18 protein-coding genes and 2 tRNA genes are annotated in these 17,543 nt (G+C 50.1%); 19 read left to right on the top strand and 1 reads right to left on the bottom strand.

What is annotated here, in order from left to right:
* The first annotated feature begins 532 nt into the window (after positions 1 to 532).
* The 17 genes from P304_RS0103390 (at position 533) to P304_RS0103310 (ending at position 16,296) form a co-directional block, all read left to right on the top strand.
* Entirely contained in the window at positions 533 to 823 is a 291-nt protein-coding gene (locus P304_RS0103390; RefSeq protein WP_034763901.1) for a DUF4212 domain-containing protein, read from the top strand.
* 12 nt (positions 824 to 835) lie between these two features.
* On the top strand, positions 836 to 2,551 hold the full coding sequence (locus P304_RS0103385) for a sodium:solute symporter family protein (protein ID WP_027389393.1): 1,716 nt from the start codon (positions 836 to 838) through the stop codon (positions 2,549 to 2,551).
* A 133-nt stretch (positions 2,552 to 2,684) separates the two neighbouring features.
* The gene (locus P304_RS0103380) at positions 2,685 to 2,996 is read left to right on the top strand and encodes a hypothetical protein (protein ID WP_027389392.1); all 312 of its coding nucleotides are present in this window, start codon (positions 2,685 to 2,687) and stop codon (positions 2,994 to 2,996) included.
* A 12-nt stretch (positions 2,997 to 3,008) separates the two neighbouring features.
* Positions 3,009 to 3,245 carry a hypothetical protein gene (locus P304_RS0103375; protein ID WP_027389391.1) on the top strand — a complete coding sequence of 79 codons (237 nt, stop codon included), beginning with the start codon at positions 3,009 to 3,011 and terminating at the stop codon, positions 3,243 to 3,245.
* Positions 3,246 to 3,818: 573 nt separating this feature from the next.
* Positions 3,819 to 4,127: a DUF485 domain-containing protein gene (locus tag P304_RS0103370; RefSeq protein WP_034763899.1), complete on the top strand. Its 309-nt coding sequence runs from the start codon at positions 3,819 to 3,821 to the stop codon at positions 4,125 to 4,127.
* A 2-nt stretch (positions 4,128 to 4,129) separates the two neighbouring features.
* Positions 4,130 to 5,818 (top strand): cation acetate symporter, encoded by a 1,689-nt coding sequence (locus P304_RS0103365; protein ID WP_027389389.1) that lies wholly within the window; start codon positions 4,130 to 4,132, stop codon positions 5,816 to 5,818.
* 186 nt (positions 5,819 to 6,004) lie between these two features.
* Positions 6,005 to 6,292 carry an integration host factor subunit beta gene (locus tag P304_RS0103360; RefSeq protein WP_027389388.1) on the top strand — a complete coding sequence of 96 codons (288 nt, stop codon included), beginning with the start codon at positions 6,005 to 6,007 and terminating at the stop codon, positions 6,290 to 6,292.
* Between the two features lie 84 nt (positions 6,293 to 6,376).
* Positions 6,377 to 7,801, top strand: coding sequence for a DUF4139 domain-containing protein (locus tag P304_RS0103355; RefSeq protein WP_027389387.1), 1,425 nt, complete (start codon positions 6,377 to 6,379; stop codon positions 7,799 to 7,801).
* Positions 7,713 to 9,164 carry a UbiD family decarboxylase domain-containing protein gene (locus P304_RS0103350; protein WP_084417510.1) on the top strand — a complete coding sequence of 484 codons (1,452 nt, stop codon included), beginning with the start codon at positions 7,713 to 7,715 and terminating at the stop codon, positions 9,162 to 9,164. The genes P304_RS0103355 and P304_RS0103350 overlap by 89 nt, the downstream gene beginning before the upstream one ends.
* Before the next feature lie 99 nt (positions 9,165 to 9,263).
* On the top strand, positions 9,264 to 9,848 hold the full coding sequence (hisB, locus tag P304_RS0103345; RefSeq protein ID WP_027389385.1) for an imidazoleglycerol-phosphate dehydratase HisB: 585 nt from the start codon (positions 9,264 to 9,266) through the stop codon (positions 9,846 to 9,848).
* Complete coding sequence (hisH, locus tag P304_RS0103340) at positions 9,845 to 10,462, top strand: imidazole glycerol phosphate synthase subunit HisH (RefSeq protein WP_027389384.1); 618 nt, start codon at positions 9,845 to 9,847, stop codon at positions 10,460 to 10,462. The genes hisB and hisH overlap by 4 nt, the downstream gene beginning before the upstream one ends.
* 6 nt (positions 10,463 to 10,468) lie before the next feature.
* Positions 10,469 to 11,194, top strand: coding sequence for a 1-(5-phosphoribosyl)-5-[(5-phosphoribosylamino)methylideneamino]imidazole-4-carboxamide isomerase (hisA, locus tag P304_RS0103335; protein WP_027389383.1), 726 nt, complete (start codon positions 10,469 to 10,471; stop codon positions 11,192 to 11,194).
* Positions 11,195 to 11,331: 137 nt separating this feature from the next.
* Positions 11,332 to 12,636, top strand: a complete 1,305-nt coding sequence (locus tag P304_RS0103330) for a homoserine dehydrogenase (protein ID WP_027389382.1) — start codon at positions 11,332 to 11,334, stop codon at positions 12,634 to 12,636.
* Positions 12,637 to 12,641: 5 nt separating this feature from the next.
* Positions 12,642 to 13,694, top strand: coding sequence for a threonine synthase (gene thrC, locus P304_RS0103325; protein WP_027389381.1), 1,053 nt, complete (start codon positions 12,642 to 12,644; stop codon positions 13,692 to 13,694).
* A gap of 3 nt (positions 13,695 to 13,697) precedes the next feature.
* Positions 13,698 to 14,897: a cofactor-independent phosphoglycerate mutase gene (locus P304_RS0103320; protein ID WP_027389380.1), complete on the top strand. Its 1,200-nt coding sequence runs from the start codon at positions 13,698 to 13,700 to the stop codon at positions 14,895 to 14,897.
* 12 nt (positions 14,898 to 14,909) lie between these two features.
* Positions 14,910 to 16,157, top strand: coding sequence for an aspartate kinase (locus P304_RS0103315; RefSeq protein WP_027389379.1), 1,248 nt, complete (start codon positions 14,910 to 14,912; stop codon positions 16,155 to 16,157).
* Between the two features lie 52 nt (positions 16,158 to 16,209).
* Positions 16,210 to 16,296 (top strand) — tRNA-Leu (locus P304_RS0103310).
* A 57-nt stretch (positions 16,297 to 16,353) separates the two neighbouring features.
* Here P304_RS0103310 and P304_RS0103305 read toward each other — a convergent pair.
* A tRNA-Ser gene (locus P304_RS0103305) sits at positions 16,354 to 16,443 on the bottom strand.
* Positions 16,444 to 16,651: 208 nt separating this feature from the next.
* Between P304_RS0103305 and rpsL the strand changes: the two genes are divergently transcribed.
* Complete coding sequence (gene rpsL / locus P304_RS0103300; protein ID WP_027389378.1) at positions 16,652 to 17,038, top strand: 30S ribosomal protein S12; 387 nt, start codon at positions 16,652 to 16,654, stop codon at positions 17,036 to 17,038.
* 19 nt (positions 17,039 to 17,057) lie between these two features.
* Complete coding sequence (gene rpsG / locus P304_RS0103295) at positions 17,058 to 17,531, top strand: 30S ribosomal protein S7 (protein ID WP_027389377.1); 474 nt, start codon at positions 17,058 to 17,060, stop codon at positions 17,529 to 17,531.
* Positions 17,532 to 17,543: the final 12 nt, after the last annotated feature.

Here is a 17,543-nt window from a genome sequence, read left to right as displayed (position 1 = left end):
ACTAACCACTGTTTTAATTCGTGTGTACAGTATACAATCTGAGTTTATAAGAATTTAAGAAAAAAGATTCTTGACACCAGAAATCGAACACTCTATATGTGCAGTCAAATCTAGAATGACATGTCATTTTAGATGGAGAGTTTTCGGTCGCGCTTCATTTCTCAAGATTATGAAGCCGGACACAGGTGCTCTCCTCGCTCCTAAAGAGCATCAATGCAGTTGCATTAAGCCGTGACAGTGTTCTATTTCTTCTTATTGTTCAGTGAATAAGTAAGGGATGGAGTACGCACATCAAGTAACCGTTCAGGAGGTGCGACGCGAGCAACCGGTTCCTATTATTTATTATTTTTTGCGGCGTCTCGGTGTTTCTCCACAGGGGGGCCGCCAGAGAGATACCAGCGTGAAGGAGGTGAACACGTGGCCGAAGCAGTGCAAGGCCATTGTCTCTGGTGCGGGAGTCGATTTCCCGGTCAGGCGTTTTAGTTTGACGCATTCATTATCAGGGTCACATACCTAGAAAGAAGGTGGTAGTATGGAAAATGGAAAAGATTTGGAGCTTACCCCGCAGAATTATTGGAAGGAAAACGTTCGTTTCCTCTCTATTCTGTTGGTCATCTGGTTTGTAGTTTCTTACGGCTTCGGCATTTTGCTCGTTGAGCCACTCAATGCTATCCGCGTATTCGGATGGAAGCTTGGGTTCTGGTTTGCGCAGCAGGGATCGATTTTCATATTTCTCGCATTGATTATCGTGTATGCCCGTGGCATGGCGAAACTCGACGAAAAGTATGGACTCGGCGAAGAACCTACGCTGAAAAAGAAATAAGGGGGTAAGACTATGGATTTACAAACACTCATTTATCTCTTCGTTGGAGGCTCGTTTGCCCTCTATATCGGCATCGCCGTATGGGCAAAAGCGGGCTCTACGAAAGATTTCTACGTAGCGGGCGGCGGCGTTCCCCCTTTCATGAACGGGATGGCTACCGCTGCTGACTGGATGTCAGCCGCTTCATTCATATCGATGGCCGGTTTGATTGCGTTCCTTGGTTACGATGGTTCGATGTATCTTATGGGCTGGACGGGCGGCTATGTTCTGCTCGCGATGCTTCTTGCTCCTTATCTTCGTAAATTCGGTAAATTCACTGTACCTGACTTCGTTGGTGATCGCTATTACTCTGACACGGCTCGTGTCGTTGCGGCGATTTGTACGGTCTTTATTTCCTTCACGTACGTTGCTGGTCAGATGCGCGGCGTTGGTATCGTTTTCTCGCGCTTCCTGCAGGTTGACGTAAATACCGGTGTTATCATCGGGATGTTGATTGTTTTCTTCTATGCTGTTCTTGGTGGTATGAAGGGGATTACGTATACACAGGTTGCACAGTATTGCGTGCTGATCACGGCGTATCTGGTTCCGGCGATCTTCCTTTCTATCATGACGACAGGTCACTTCCTGCCGCAAACTGGCATGGGTGCTACGGTTATTGATCCGGTAACAGGGCAGGATACTGGCGTGTACCTCCTTGATCGACTTGACGGCATTCTGACTGACCTTGGCTTCAAGGCGTACACTGAAGGAACCAAGAGTACCTTGGATCTCTTCTTTATCACCGTCGCACTGATGGCTGGTACAGCTGGTCTGCCACACGTTATCGTCCGTTTCTTTACGGTTCCACGTGTTGCTGATGCGCGTACCTCTGCTGGTTATGCTCTTTTCTTCATTGCATTGCTCTACACCACTGCTCCGGCGGTTGGGGTGTTTGCTCGTTCGAACATTATCGCAACGGTTCATAATGTTGACTATGCCGAAGCTCCAGCATGGTTTAAGACATGGGAGAAGACAGGTCTGATTAAAGTTACCAACATGCAGCCAAATGCTGATGGCAAGGTTATCCTTGATATGAGCCGTGGCGCTAAGGAAAATGCTGTTTCGGTTGACCGCGACATCATGGTTCTGGCTACTCCTGAAATGGCAGGCTTGCCAAACTGGGTTATTGCTCTGGTTGCTGCCGGCGGTATGGCTGCGGCGCTTTCTACTGCGGCCGGTCTGCTACTGGTTATTTCGACATCATTCGCTCACGACATTCTGGGTAAGGTTGTGATGAAAGGGAAGATGACGGAAAAATCCGAACTGCTTGCGGCGCGTATTGCTGCGGCATTCGCGGTGTGTGTTGCCGGGCTCTTTGGGATTTATCCTCCGGGCTTCGTGGCACAGGTTGTTGCTTTCGCCTTCGGTCTTGCTGCCGCATCGTTCTTCCCTGTCATTATCATGGGAGTATTCTCGAAGCGGATGAACAAAGAAGGCGCGATTGCTGGGATGGTTGTTGGTCTGAGCTTCACCTTTACCTATATCGTTTACTGTCGCTTTGTGAATACCGACCCGTCAATCTGGTGGTTCGGTATTTCACCAGAAGGTATTGGTACACTTGGTATGCTCTTCAACTTTGTTGCATCCTACGTCGTATCCAGTATGACGGCTCCTCCTCCCCAGCATATTCAGGATCTTATCGAGGATGTCCGTATCCCAAAAGGTGCTGGCGCCGCGACTCACCACTAATATTACCACTCACGTTCCTCATTGCTTTAACCCCGGCCGTGCGCCGGGGTTTTTTTATGTCTGCCTTGAACTGATGGTGACAATCATGATCACAATGTAGTAAAGTGTCCAAAACGTTGAGGTGTAAATAAATATGAATCTTTTTAAGAAATTTATCGCGTCCCAGCGACTGAGCTTCTGGCTTATTTTCCTGTCGATCTGCATGTTCATTGGATACACGCTGTCGCAGCGGCAAACGGCACAAGAAAAATTTCTCCTCGGTTGCCTACAGGGCGATACTCAACCAAGTATTGAGCAGTGCCAATGTCTTACAGCGTATGTTTTTGAACATCTTGGTGCCACATTGGCGCTCAATGCCATGGAGCCGCATCGCATTCGGAGTAAAAGCGATCTTGAAAAAATACAATCGGTTCTCCATGCTGGTACGCAGCACTGTAATTGGTAAAGGAGAGAGGCAATGATGGCTTGGGCTTTGTGGATTCTGCAATATCTCCCATTCGGGATTGGTGTGATGCTGGTTGCGGCGTCACTGGTTGTTTATGTCAAACGCACTGACGATATCAAAGGGGTACTTCGGTTCTGGGAAGCGCGTATTGCTTTTAATCGGGATGAGTTTATCCTTAATCGGGTTGGTTTTGCGTTGATGCTCCTTGGCGTTGTTTTTCGTGTGATTTACCATATTTTTTATCTTTGATTCGGATGTCGGCTCCGTAGTGGGCGCGTGATGAAACGTTGTTCTTAGAGAGTGCGAATCAGCACGTACAAAAACGCACGAAACAGATTTTATCTGTTTCGTGCGTTTTTGTGTTTATCGTGTCTTTATGTGGAGAAGAACGATGTTTGTTTGATGTTGAAGATAGTGCGCGAAACAGTCTTACTCGCTGCGAGTCTCATGTGGCACAGTAAACAAGTCCGAAAATTCACTTCTGGTGATTATCCTATTTGCGCAGAATAAGATATGGTGCTTGTGCCATTATTTGCCGCATTAAGTATGTCCTATGAAACAAATGGTGATTTGAATTTTTAAAAACATTGTCTCGTTAATGATCTATTTGTCAATTTAATAATGAGTTATAGTTGATTTGCGTAGCTGTGAAAATAACAACGTTTTGGTAGTGATGCTTTTTTTTATTGACAGTGTGAATTTAGTGTCCTAGCATCCGCCCCGTTTTGGGGAAGCCTATTAAGTAAGGTTTGTGCCTTGTCACTCGTCCTACGATACGACTGCCCCACTCAATTAATTTTTTTGGAACTGAAGGAGTGCAACATGCTGGAGAGCGAAGTCGTCGCCAAAATTCAGAAAAACCCCAAGTACAAAGAGTTAGTGGACATGCGCAACCGTTTTGGCATTGTGCTCACGCTCATTATGCTTGCGGTGTACTACGGATTCATTATGGTCATTGCTTTCAAGAAGGACATCCTTGCGATCAAGCTTGGTGCAGGAGTTATGTCGATCGGAATACCTATCGGTATTGGAATTATTATTTTCACCATCCTCATTACGGGCTTCTATGTTCTGCGCGCGAATGGCAAATTCGATGAGCTGAACGAAGAAATTCTCAGAGAGGTTAAATAACTATGAGTAAAGTTATTGCACACGTTGTCGGGCTTCTGTTGCTCGTAGTGGGTACGGCGAGTTTTGCGCTGGCAAAGGCGACGTTTCAGGGTGAAGTGGCTCAAGCCGAAACAAACTGGACGGCTATCGCCATGTTCGGCGTGTTTATTGTTGGAACGCTTTTTATTACTAAATGGGCGGCTGGAAAAACGAAATCAGCAGCCGACTTTTATACGGCTGGTGGCGGTATTACCGGTTTTCAAAACGGTCTTGCGATTGCTGGTGACTATATGTCAGCGGCCTCTTTTCTCGGGATTTCTGCTGCGGTTATGGTGAGTGGATATGATGGTTTGATCTACTCTATAGGCTTCCTTGTTGGTTGGCCGGTTATCCTCTTCTTGATAGCTGAAAGACTGAGAAACCTCGGAAAATTCACGTTTGCAGACGTTGCGGCATACCGTTTCAAGCAGATGCCAATTCGTACCCTTGCGGCGTTTGGAACTATTGTCGTTGTTGTGTTCTACCTGATTGCGCAAATGGTCGGTGCTGGCAAGCTTATTCAGCTTCTTTTCGGGCTTGATTATCACATCGCTGTACTTCTTGTCGGTTCGCTTATGATGATCTACGTGCTTTTTGGTGGGATGACGGCGACAACGTGGGTGCAAATTATCAAAGCGGTATTACTGCTTTCAGGCGCATCGTTTATGTCGTTTATGGTTATGTATAACTATGGCTTCAGTCCTGAAGCTCTCTTTAGTGCTGCGGTTGATGTGCATGCTAAAGGTGACTCGATCATGGGTCCTGGTGGATTTATTACCGATCCGATTTCGGCGATCTCATTTGGTATGGCGTTGATGCTCGGTACGGCTGGTTTGCCGCATATTCTCATGCGTTTCTTTACCGTTCCGAATGCGAAAGAAGCTCGCAAGTCGGTGTTTTGGGCGACAACATGGATTGGATACTTCTATATTCTGACCTTTATTATCGGCTTCGGCGCGATTGTCATGGTTGGTACGAACCCGCAATTCCTTGAAGGTGGCGTATTGATTGCTGACGGCGGCAAACTCATCGGCGGCACGAATATGGCTGCGGTGCACTTGGCTACAGCGGTTGGCGGAAACGTCTTCTTGGGCTTTATTTCTGCCGTAGCGTTCGCTACCATCTTGGCGGTTGTTGCTGGTCTTGCCCTTTCTGGTGCATCCGCTATCGCGCACGACATTTTTGCCACGGTTATTAAAAAGGGTGAAGTTGACAGCGCTACAGAACTGAAGGTTTCTCGCGGAACGGTTCTTGTTCTTGGTGTTATGTCAGTTGTGCTTGGTATTGCCTTTGAAAGTCAAAACATCGCCTTCATGGTTTCGTTGGCCTTCGCCATTGCTGCATCGGTCAACTTCCCTGTTCTGTTCATGGCTGTTCTTTGGAAGGACTGCACAACGAAAGGTGCTGTTGCTGGTGGTGCCATTGGTCTTATCGCCGCGCTTGTGCTGACAGTGTTTTCAAAGTCGGTATGGGTTGATGTTCTTGGCAACGCCACAGCACTTTTCCCGTATGCTTCTCCTGCTCTCTTCTCAATTTCAGCAGCATTCCTTGGTATCTGGATTTTCTCTCTGCTTGACCGCTCGCAAGATGCGAAGAATGAAAGAGCGTTGTATCTTGCTCAGAAGGTTCGTTCTGAGACAGGATTTGGCGCCGCAAAGGCATCTGATCACTGATTGTTTTTTCTCGACTCTCTATCGCCCGATGCGGAGCAACTCTGCATCGGGTTTTTGCTTTCTTGCAACGAGAGAAAATTACAGTAGATAGCTATTTCGCCCCCTTGACAACCCTTGGGAGGTGTGGTACTTAGAACTCGCAATTGATTGTCATGAAAAGGTTTAGCTATAAGCTAAGGAGGAAAGATGACGAAGGCTGATCTGGTTGAAAAAATTTGCGCCAGCGTAGATTCTGTGAGTAAAAAACAAGCAGAAGCTGTAGTAAACAGCCTGTTCGAGTGCATTATTGATGCATTGGAAGAGGGTGACAAAGTCGAGCTTCGCGGATTTGGAAGCTTTAAGACACGTGAACGCGGCCCTCGTGAAGGTCGCAACCCGAAAACCGGCGATAAAGTAAGCGTTCCTTCTAAACGGGTACCATACTTCAAGCCAGGTAAAGAGTTGCGCGAAAAAGTTGACGCTGCTTCTAGCTAATTGGCAGCAGATCACAAAACAGTAAAAGCCCTCGGAGTCGGGGGCTTTTTTATTTCCCCGGAACGCGACTATTTGGAGAGATATATGAAATTTTCACGCTCCATGAGCGCCTTTCTTGGCGCCCTTTCGCTTGCTTTACCAGCCGCGTCGCAAGTTTCTCGCCCAACCGATAATGCTTCCATTACGCTCTATCGTGGGCAGAATTCTGTGGCAAATTTCCCTATTGCCATTTCTGTTCCCGCTTCTCGTCAGTGGACGTTCAAGTGGTACGACACGGATCGCACGTTAGCTCCAGAAAGCTTTCACCTTATTCTCCCGCCAGCGATGCAGATGAGCAATCAGCATACTATTCACATGGCGCCAACGCAGCATCGAGCGCTCCAGTGGTTGTTAGGCAAAGAGATCCGCTTTCGTGCCAACGAGGGCGAAGCAATTGTTGGCGTTGGCCGCTTGCTTGATCTCGACCCGATTCTTATCCGTTTGCCTGACGGAACACTCCGGCAGGATATTCGTGCCGAACGGATTGTTCTTGAAGATCTGCCGGACTTTTGGCACCCACACCCGGTAACAACCTGGAGTGGCACTGCTCCTGAGGGAAACTATCGTGGCGAATTATTGGCGCAGATGCAGGGTATACATTGGCAAATCCTTTATACGGCGACATGGGAAGAGGGGAAAGAAAACTCGCTCGATCTTCAGGGGTGGCTTGAAGTTACGAACCCTTCTGACCAGTGGTATCGCAATGCGCAACTTGCCTTCATGGCACAAGATACTCCTTTTGCCTCTCAGCCGCGCCCAATGGTAGCGAGTCGCAGTGTCGTGGCGAGCGAAGCCGCATCTCCCATGATGCTGGACGCCGCTGTATCAAGCCAAGCTGCTGTTGATCAAGCCGAAGGGAACACCCTTTTCACCCTTCCAGGAGCGGTCGATGTCGCGCCCGGCACCAGCCGCTTTCCGTTTCTTATGCTTCCGTCACTCGCGACCAAAACAAAACTGAGCGCAACCGCTATGCCAGTCGCGCAATACCGAGAAGGAAAACGGCTACTGCCCGTGCAGCATGACGTCGTACTTGGTACGGACAAAGATCTCCCCTTGCTCCCAGCAGGGACGGTTCGTTTGTACCGCACGGCGCGCGACACCGCGACGCTTTTGCGTGGCGAACTGCTGCTGCCGCATACTCCACCAGCCGAAACGCTGAGCTTGCGACTTGGCGAAGAGAACCGAGTGCGCATCGAAGAGATCCGCACCGAAATGGTGCGCACACAAAAGACCATGACAACTACCGCTCGCTATGACTTGCGCAATAGTCACGTTTCGTTGCGAAGCGTGACGCTCAGCGTGCCATTGCCCGTCGGGCAAAAACTGACGATCACGAGTGATTGCGAAAAGCTGGCGCCGCAGTGCCGTATGGAGCAGCCGCATGCGTCGGAGCTGCGCTACCTCATCGACTTGCCGCCTGATGTTACGGTTTCGGTCACGACACGTTACCACGTTGAACAGCCGCAATAGCGAACCGATACGCTGCGATGTGGCCAGCCGGAGCGATCAGCTTCAGCTGGCACGACAGTTGCGTCGAGAATATCGGAAAACGGGTCGATTGCGTGAGCATCGGATACGCTTTTCCCATACGCCGATCCCGCTCCATATTGGCGTCCTTGCTGAACTTGATACCGTAAGCTCTCCCACGCTCCCTGGCATCACAGGGNGGGAGGCAATGCTCGCGCGGAGCATCGCGCCATTTGCGCCGCAGTGCACTCCTGATAATACTCGTTGGAAGGCAACATCATGGAGCTTGGCAGAGATTCCTGCGCTTTGGCACTATGCGGGCGACGTTGCGCCGTATTGGAGCCTCGCGGTGGTCATATCCCGACACCCGTTGAATGCCACCGTGAGTTTCGGTATTTATCGGGTGCAAGTGCAGAGTTGCACCACGGCAACGCTCAATGCGTTACCGAATAGTGTGTTGGGAAAACACTTGAACGTGGCGGCGAGTTGCGGCACGTCATTGCCGGTCACGATTGTGCTTGGGGCGGAAGTGTCAATGCTGCTGGCGGCAGCTACGCCATTGCCGGATCATATTGATAAATTTGAATTTGCTGGATGGGCAGGGAATGCGCCGATCGCGCTGCGCTGTTCTCCCGGTAATCATCTTCCTGTCCCTGCGAGTGCGCCCATCGTTGTTGAAGGTGAAATTCATCCGGGTGAAATGGCAATCGAAGGGCCGTTTGGAAACCATACGGGCGGCTACACTATACCAGTGGCGCGCCCATTGTTCCGTATGTGTCAGATGTTTTCCGTCGCTGCTCCTTTTGTATCCGCTACGCTGGTCGGTATTCCGCCAGCCGAGAATCTTCTTTTTGGCAAAGCGTGGGAGAGACTCTTTACTCCGCTTTTGCGTGCGGCAATCCCTGGTTTTATCGAATGGCACCTCATGCCCGAAGGGGTCTATCATGGGGTCAGTGTGCTGCGCGTTGATGATACTTTTTGGGAAAGTCGCAAGGCATTCCTTGCTCAATTGGCAACCATTCCGTGGTTTCAGCGTGCCAAACTGCTTTGTTTGGTATCTGATGGAAGGGCGCTGTGTGATAAAGGTCATCTTTTTGCGCTTTGCGCAGGTGCAGATTGGTCGAGGGCGCTTTTATTGTGGGGAGATGGATGGATCTTTGATCTGAGACCGGAAATGCAAAAGGAAAAGGTTTGCCCCAGAAGGCCAGTTATTCTCGGGGAAAAAGAGTGGAAATTGCAAAGCCCAAGGTGGTGGCTCTGGAGAATGATTAACCACGGATTGGCGCCGGATCGACTAAAAGTGCGTAATGGACGGTTGATTATTGACGCACGGTTGCCACACGGGTGGAGGGGGATAACCGACTGACAGTCAAAAACCACTCGCACCTCAACGTGTATTCTGACATTATGAGTAATTCACGGAACTGATCACGTTCCGTAAGAGTTTGACTCAGGAGGCGTGAACATGGCACGCAAGGCTACACTTCAGCGGAAAACCCGCGAAACCAATATTACGCTGACGCTCGATTTTGATGCGACTGGCGGTGCGATTAACACTCCGGTGGGGTTTTTCAACCACATGCTGGAATCATTTGCGAAGCACTCTGGCTGGTGCTTGACAATAGAAGCCGCTGGCGACACGCACGTTGACGATCACCACACTGTTGAAGACGTCGGCATCTGTCTTGGGCTAGCGCTCAAGCAAGCCATCGGCGAGAAGCAAGGGATGGCGCGTTTTGGGAGTGCGACGATTCCGATGGATGAGGCGCTCGCCGAAGCGGTCGTTGACTTTGGTGGGCGAGGTTATTGCGTCGTCAATGGCCTGCCGCGCGAAGGGACTATCGGCACATTTGCTGTTGAATTGACGCATGAGTTTTTTCAGGCGTTGGCGATGAGCGCCGAAATGAATCTTCATCTTAACGTTCGCTATGGTAGCAATCGTCACCATATAGTCGAAGCGGCGTTTAAAGCGCTCGCGCATGCGTGTCGTCAAGCGGTCATGGTTCGTGCTGGTTCGAGCGAAATCCTTTCGACGAAAGGGACGTTATGATTGGCATTATCGACTATGGCATTGGTAACCTCCGTAGTGTGCAAAAAGCTTTCGAGATTCAAGGGGTAGAAGCGGGTCTTTTTCGTGATCGCACCGCGCTTGAGCAATGTGAAAAACTGATTCTCCCTGGTGTCGGGGCGTTTGGCGATTGCATGGCGGCGTTGCAAAAGGCTGATTTAGAGCCATTGGTGCGTGACTGGATTCGTAAGGAAAGGCCTCTGTTAGGAATTTGCGTTGGTATGCAGATGTTGCTGGAATGTTCGTATGAATTTGGCGAGCACGCTGGGCTGGGCATCATTACAGGCTCTGTTCGCCCGTTTCGTGATCAAGCGACGACTGCAGGTTTAAAAATACCGCAAATGGGTTGGAATAAAGTGACATTTGTACGCCCAAGTATCCTGACGGAAGGGTTGGGTGCATCGGAATATTTCTATTTTGTCCATTCCTATTACTGTGACGTGAGCGATCCCGCCATGGTACTTGGTGAATGCGACTTTGGCATTCGCTACTGCGCGGCGCTGGAGCGTGGCCGCTTGTACGGCACTCAGTTTCACCCCGAAAAGTCCGCTGATGCTGGACTGAAAGTTTTGAAAAATTTTGCTGAGAAAGGATAAATTTCCGTGGTTATTCTTCCCGCTATTGACATGAAAGATGGCCAGTGCGTGCGATTGGTGCAGGGCGATATGAATCAGGCGACGGTGTTCAGTGCTAATCCCGTCGAAATGGCACAACGTTGGGTGAGCGAAGGGGCGGAGATTCTCCATCTCGTAGACCTCAATGGGGCATTTGCGAAAAAGCCCGTCAACCTTGAAGTGGTGCGCCAAATTCTGACGACGGTTGATGTTCCCGTCGAGCTTGGTGGCGGTATTCGCGATATGGCGACACTGGAGAGCGTTTTTGCGCTTGGCGTGCATTATGCCATTATTGGTACGGCTGCGGTGAGTAATCCTGAGTTGGTTCGCGATGCGTGTCGTGAATGGCCAGGCCGAATCCGCGTCGGCATCGATGCACGCGGTGGTATGGTGGCGGTAAACGGCTGGGCCGAAGTGACCGATGTGCTCGCGACCGAACTTGCGAGCCGCTTTGCTGACTATGGTGTTGATGCCATTATTTATACGGATATTGCACGCGATGGACTGCTCAAAGGGGTGAACGTTGCTGAATGTGCCCGTATGGCAAGCGGAATTTCTATTCCAGTTATTGCCAGCGGTGGACTTGCCACGCTGGATGATATCCGGCAGCTCAAGCTGCACGAAGCCGATGGCATTAGTGGCGTGATTGCGGGGAAGGCTATTTATACGGGGGCGATTGATCTTGCCGAGGCGATTGCGCTGGCATCGCGGTAAAATGCGCAAAGAAGAACAAAGTTTTATTTTTCCGTGCTAACTCTTTTTGAAAAAATCGCTTTGCCGTTTCGGCTCCCCTTGACACCCGGAAAGCATCTATCGTACATTCTCGCGATTGCAAGTTGACAGGAGATTTCATGAAGCGAATTACCGTTGGACTGCTCGGATTTGGTACGGTCGGGCAGGGAACTGCTGACATTCTGCGCCAAAACTGTGACGTCATCACTCAGCGCACTGGAGTTGAAATCGTTGTAAAAAAGGCACTTGTGAAATGCCTGAGCGAAGTGAATCCTTTGCCTGTGGGCATTGAGGTTGTCACTGATCCTTCGTCCCTTATCGACGATCCAGACATTGATATTATTGTCGAAGTGATGGGCGGCTACGAGCCTGCCCGCACGTATTCATTATTGGCGCTTCAGGCGGGCAAGCATGTGGTTACGGCGAACAAGGCCTGCGTTGCCAAGCACTACCGTGAACTTTTGGAAGCAGCGCAGCTCCATGGCGTCGATTACCTGTTCGAAGCCTCGGTTGCTGGCGGGATTCCGATTATTAAAGCCTTAAAGGAAAGTCTTGCCGGGAACCGGATTGAAACGGTGCAGGGGATTATCAACGGAACTGCGAACTATATTCTGACGCAAATGACCCAGAATTCGATTTCATTTTATGAAGCGTTAGCGCAAGCGCAGCAGTTAGGGTATGCCGAAGCCGACCCGACTTTCGATATCGAAGGGATTGACGCGGCGCATAAAATTTTCATTCTGGCGCTCCTTTGTTGGGGTGTCGAATTGAATTTTGACGATTTGTACACGGAAGGGATTTCTTCGATTTCGCCGGTTGATATTGAGTTAGCTCAAGAGCTTGGCAATACGATTAAGCTTCTTGCCATTGCCGAGCCAGAAGCCGATGGGCGCATTGATATTCGCGTTCATCCGACCATGATTCCCAGTACCTATCCCCTTGCGGCGGTGGATGGGGTCTTTAACGCAGTCTATTTGGAAGCCGATGCCCTTGGCCCAGCCATGTTTTACGGGCGTGGGGCGGGGAAAATGCCGACTGGGAGTGCGGTGGTCGCCGATATTATCGACCTCGCGCGCGATATGGCGTGTGGCGTTGCAGGAAAACGGATAGCTCCGTTTAGTTTTGCGACGCTACGTCCAGCACAAATCGTCCCGATCGACGAAATCCACTCATCGTTTTACGTCCGTTTTACGGTGAAAGATACGGTTGGAGTGATGCGTGAAATTTCGCGTATCCTGGCGGATAACGATATTTCTGTCGCGTCCGCCATCCAAAAAGGGAGGAGCAACGATAGTACGGCGAGTGTCCCTTTTGTTGTGATTACCCACGAAGCTTCCGGCCTACAGATAAATAAATCGATACGAGAGATAGAAAATCTTGGCATCACAACAGCCCCGACGGTGATGATCCGAGTGGAGGAGTAAGCGATATGTGGAAAGGCCTTATCAACGAATACACGCAATACTTGCCGGTAACGGAAAAAACGCCGCGTCTGACACTGAACGAGGGGAACACGCCGCTGGTTCGTTGTGAAAATTTGCCGCGCCTTATCAATCCGAATCTTGATATCTACCTGAAATACGAAGGGTTAAACCCTACTGGCTCGTTTAAGGATCGCGGCATGTTCATGGCAGTCGCGAAGGCGGTTGAAGAGGGAGCTAAAGCGATTATATGCGCTTCCACTGGCAATACATCGGCTTCGGCCGCCGCGTATGCTGCTCGTGCCGGCATTAAGGCGTATGTGCTGATTCCTGATGGAAAAATCGCGTTTGGCAAACTTTCGCAAGCCGTTATGCACGGCGCAAAAGTTATTCAGATCGATGGGAATTTCGATGATGCGCTTAACTTGGTGCGCGAAATTTCGGACAAATATCCGATTGCGCTCGTTAATAGTGTCAACCCGAACCGCATCGAAGGGCAGAAAACCGGTGCCTTTGAAGTGATCGAAGCACTGGGCGATGCCCCTGATTATCACGTGATTCCGGTTGGTAATGCGGGGAATATCACCGCCTATTGGAAGGGATATCGCGAATACCACGCCCTTGGTAAGTCAACGCACCTCCCGAAAATGCTTGGTTTTCAAGCGGCGGGATCGGCGCCAATTGTTCTTGGTCATCCGGTTGAAAAGCCGGAAACTATTGCCACTGCTATCCGCATAGGCAACCCTGCCAGCTGGAAGCAAGCCGAAGCCGCGCGTGACGAATCGGGTGGGCTCATTGACATGGTCACCGACGAGGAAATTCTAAAAGCCTACACTCTGCTCGCGCGTCACGAAGGGATTTACTGTGAGCCCGCCAGTGCGGCCACCATTGCTGGTATCTGTAAACTCAATGATGCTGGGTTCTTTACCAAGCCGTGCCGCCTCGTCTGCACGCTGACTGGCCACGGTCTGAAAGATCCTGATACTGCGATGAAGCAAGATATCGACCTCACGAAGGCGGGTGGCGATATGCCATCGGTGTTGAAAGCGCTTGGGTTGTAACTCATGAAGTACGTTGTGCTCCTTGGTGATGGGATGAGCGATCTTCCGCTGCCAGAACTTGGTGGCAAAACCCCGTTGATGGTGGCGCGTACGCCAAATCTTGACCGCATGGTGCAGTGTGGCATTGGTGGATCAACGCTGAATGTGCCGCCGCACCTCCCACCAGGTTCCGACGTTTGTAATCTGAGTGTGCTGGGCTATGACCTTGGCAGTGGCTATACTGGGCGTTCGCCAATTGAGGCGGCGGCGATGGGAGTTGAGCTCGCCGATGGCGATATCGCCTTTCGCTGCAATCTCGTTACGCTGCGTGAAAATGGCACGGTGATGGATGATTTCAGCGCTGGTCACATTACGACGGACGAAGCGCATGAGGTTATCGCCCTGATTCAACAGCAGCTTGGAAGCGACGCGTTTTCATTCTACCCTGGGGTTAGTTACCGCCACCTGCTTGTCTGGCATGGTGGGAAAGAGAAGATGGTAACCACGCCACCGCACGATATTTCTGATCGTGAAATTACAGAGTATCTGCCGCGTGGCGACGGAGCGGCAGAATTGCTTGATATAATGCAACGCTCGCAGGCGATCCTGTGTAGTGCGCCAGTAAACCAGAAACGGATTGCCGCCGGAAAAAAGCCAGTCAGTTCGATTTGGCTCTGGGGGCAAGGAAGTCGTCCGAGTTTCCCGAAATTTGTTGACCTGTATGGGAAAACTGGGGCGATGATTACGGCGGTTGATCTTATGCGCGGTATTGCCAACTATATCGGCTTTGAAAATATTGCCGTAGAGGGGGCAACCGGCTGGATTGACACCAACTATGCGGGGAAGGCTCAGGCGTGTATTGACGCCTTTGAGCGGGTCGATCTTGTGTTCGTGCATGTCGAAAGCCCTGATGAATCAGGTCATGCGGGTAATGTGCAGTATAAAATCCAAGCGATAGAAGACTTTGATGCGAAGGTTGTCGGGCCGATTATCGATCATTTGGAGCAGAAATATCCCGGTGCATTTCGGGCGATGTCGCTCCCTGACCATCCAACCCCCGTTGCGCTCAAAACCCATACTCGCGACCGTGTACCGTTTGCTCTCATGGGGGCGGGCATTGCGTCTGACGAGTGCAATCGCTACGACGAATCGCTTGAGCAGTGCGGTTCATTTCACCCACAGGAAAGCAGTCAGCTTATGCGCCGATTGCTCGGAATACTCTAAGGAAGGCAGACTATGGCACTCATTGTAATGAAGTTTGGCGGAACCAGTGTTGGCAACTGCGAGAAAATCAAAGGGGTTGCCAAGATTGTCGCCAACGAAAAGGCGAAAGGCAACGATGTTGTCGTTGCGGTTAGTGCGATGTCGGGTGAAACCGATAAGCTGGTTGGATTTGTCAATGAAATCTCCGCGAATCCCGATTGGCGTGAGTATGATCAGGTTGTTTCAACTGGAGAGCAGGTAACTATTGGCCTGCTGGCGTTGGCACTTCAGGAAATCGGTGTGCCGGCGATCTCGTTTACCGGCTGGCAGATGGGGATGGTAACCAATGCAGCGCATTCGAAAGCACGTATTCGGACGATCTCTGCTGAGCGAATCAAACTAGCACTAGCAGAAAGTAAAGTTGTCGTTGTTGCTGGGTTCCAAGGCATTACAGAACATACGGGCGATATTGCAACCCTTGGGCGCGGAGGATCAGACACTACCGCTGTTGCCGTCGCTGCTGGCCTGAAAGCGGATGTATGCGACATCTATACCGATGTTGATGGCGTCTACACTACGGACCCACGCATCGTGCCAGAAGCACGCCGCATCCCCGTTATTTCGTATGACGAAATGCTGGAAATGGCAAGCTTGGGTGCCAAAGTGCTCCAAACCCGCAGTGTCGAATTTGCCAAGAAATACAACGTGCCTGTGCGCGTCCGTTCTACGTTTAAGCCTGAAGATGAAGGCACACTTGTTACCCGTGAGGAGGATATTAAGATGGAAAAAGTTCTCGTGTCAGGCATTGCGTATAATAAGAATGAAGCAAAAATTACCCTTTCTGGCGTCGCTGATGCGCCAGGTGTTGCCAGTACCATCTTTACCGCAATCTCCGCAAAAAACGTCAACGTCGACATGATCGTGCAGAACGTGTCTAAGGATCATGCGACGACCGATTTATCTTTCACTGTTCCGAAAAATGAAATGAACATGGCGCTTGCGGCGGTTGAAGAGCTGCGCAAGGAGCTTAAAATTGCTGATGTATTGGCGGACAATAAGGTTGCAAAAGTTTCTATTATTGGCGTTGGTATGCAGTCACATGCTGGTGTTGCAGCGCAAATGTTTAGCGCCCTTGCGAAAGAAGGGATTAATATTATGATGATCTCTACTTCGGAAATCAAAGTTTCTTGCGTTATCTCGGAAAAGTACACCGAACTGGCTGTGCGCGTATTGCATGAGTGCTTCGGTTTGGAAAAAGAACAGGTAAAAGAGCTGAAGTAAACAATTCATTTGACAATGCGGGCGGATTTTGTCATTCTTCCGTCCGTCTTTTGCTGCGATGGTGGAACTGGTAGACACGCCAGACTCAAAATCTGGTTCCGGTGACGGAGTGGGGGTTCGATTCCCCCTCGCAGTACCAACAAACATTAAAAGCCGACAGTTAACACTGTCGGCTTTTTGATATTGTAAGTTTTGGTGGCGGAAAGGGAGGGATTCGAACCCTCGATACTCTTGCGAGTATACACACTTTCCAGGCGTGCTCCTTCGGCCTCTCGGACACCTTTCCGCAACGGGCGTGAAATGTACTGTTCGTGAGGTGAAAATGCAAGGATATTTTTGTGGGCATGGTGACAAGAAGGTAATTTATTATTCTTGGTGTAAATGATTATAAATGCTTGACACTGTAGGGTCTTGTTGATATTCTCGCTGGGTTTTTGCGCAAGAACATTTTGTTAATTGTTTATGGAAAAAGAGTTTCTGGAGGTACAGGCAGTATGCCCACGATTAACCAGCTGGTCCGGAAGAATCGGGAGAAGCAAGTTACTAAAACTGGCTCACCTGCTCTGAAGGAATGTCCCCAAAAGCGGGGGGTCTGTACTCGTGTTTACACAACTACGCCAAAGAAGCCAAACTCGGCTCTGCGGAAGGTTGCACGGGTAAGATTGACGAATGGTATCGAGGTAACATCGTACATTCCTGGTATTGGACACAATTTGCAAGAGCACTCAGTTGTTCTGTGCAGAGGTGGAAGAACGAAAGATCTTCCTGGTGTTCGCTACAAGATTGTACGCGGAGCCCTTGATACGGCAGGCGTGAAAGACCGCTTGCAGAGCCGTTCTAAGTACGGCGCAAAACGGCCAAAGAGTGGCAATAAGAAGTAGAGTTTAAAGGAGTGTATTCATGCCTAGGAGAAGAGTGCCGGAGAAAAGACCCGTCCTTCCCGATCCTTTGTACGGGAGTGTTTTGGTGTCTAAGTTTGTCAACCGGCTAATGCGCGATGGCAAGAAAAGCGTCGCGGAGAGTATCCTGTATGGCGCATTGGCGAAGTTAACTGAAAAGGTTGGCGAAGCTGAGACGCTGAATGTGTTTAATGCTGCGGTGGAAAATGTTAAGCCGTCATTGGAAGTTAAGTCGCGCCGTGTTGGCGGGGCGAACTATCAAGTGCCTGTCGAAGTGGCTCCTCGCCGTCAGGAAACTCTGAGTATTCGTTGGATCATTGCGTATTCAAAGAAGCGTAAGGGTAAAGGGATGGTCGATAAATTAGCTGCGGAAATCCTTGATGCTGCAAAAAGTACTGGCGAGTCGGTGAAGAAAAAAGAAGATACTCACAGAATGGCTGAAGCGAACAAAGCTTTTGCTCATTATCGCTGGTAAAGGGAGACGATT

Origin of the sequence: Chrysiogenes arsenatis DSM 11915 (assembly GCF_000469585.1) — a bacterium.
GTDB classification, from domain to species: Bacteria; Chrysiogenota; Chrysiogenetes; order Chrysiogenales; family Chrysiogenaceae; genus Chrysiogenes; species Chrysiogenes arsenatis.
This window is presented reverse-complemented; position numbering and strand designations above follow the sequence as displayed.

Bases quoted from the DNA above. Each gene is read 5' to 3' on its own strand.
- P304_RS0103330 (WP_027389382.1), top strand. From the start codon at position 11,332: ATGAAGCGAATTACCGTTGGACTGCTCGGATTTGGTACGGTCGGGCAG.
- P304_RS0103390 (WP_034763901.1), top strand. From the start codon at position 533: ATGGAAAATGGAAAAGATTTGGAGCTTACCCCGCAGAATTATTGGAAG.
- hisH (WP_027389384.1), top strand. From the start codon at position 9,845: ATGATTGGCATTATCGACTATGGCATTGGTAACCTCCGTAGTGTGCAA.
- P304_RS0103320 (WP_027389380.1), top strand. From the start codon at position 13,698: ATGAAGTACGTTGTGCTCCTTGGTGATGGGATGAGCGATCTTCCGCTG.
- rpsL (WP_027389378.1), top strand. From the start codon at position 16,652: ATGCCCACGATTAACCAGCTGGTCCGGAAGAATCGGGAGAAGCAAGTT.
- P304_RS0103375 (WP_027389391.1), top strand. From the start codon at position 3,009: ATGATGGCTTGGGCTTTGTGGATTCTGCAATATCTCCCATTCGGGATT.
- hisB (WP_027389385.1), top strand. From the start codon at position 9,264: ATGGCACGCAAGGCTACACTTCAGCGGAAAACCCGCGAAACCAATATT.
- P304_RS0103360 (WP_027389388.1), top strand. From the start codon at position 6,005: ATGACGAAGGCTGATCTGGTTGAAAAAATTTGCGCCAGCGTAGATTCT.
- thrC (WP_027389381.1), top strand. From the start codon at position 12,642: ATGTGGAAAGGCCTTATCAACGAATACACGCAATACTTGCCGGTAACG.
- P304_RS0103370 (WP_034763899.1), top strand. From the start codon at position 3,819: ATGCTGGAGAGCGAAGTCGTCGCCAAAATTCAGAAAAACCCCAAGTAC.
- rpsG (WP_027389377.1), top strand. From the start codon at position 17,058: ATGCCTAGGAGAAGAGTGCCGGAGAAAAGACCCGTCCTTCCCGATCCT.
- P304_RS0103355 (WP_027389387.1), top strand. From the start codon at position 6,377: ATGAAATTTTCACGCTCCATGAGCGCCTTTCTTGGCGCCCTTTCGCTT.
- P304_RS0103365 (WP_027389389.1), top strand. From the start codon at position 4,130: ATGAGTAAAGTTATTGCACACGTTGTCGGGCTTCTGTTGCTCGTAGTG.
- P304_RS0103315 (WP_027389379.1), top strand. From the start codon at position 14,910: ATGGCACTCATTGTAATGAAGTTTGGCGGAACCAGTGTTGGCAACTGC.
- P304_RS0103380 (WP_027389392.1), top strand. From the start codon at position 2,685: ATGAATCTTTTTAAGAAATTTATCGCGTCCCAGCGACTGAGCTTCTGG.
- P304_RS0103385 (WP_027389393.1), top strand. From the start codon at position 836: ATGGATTTACAAACACTCATTTATCTCTTCGTTGGAGGCTCGTTTGCC.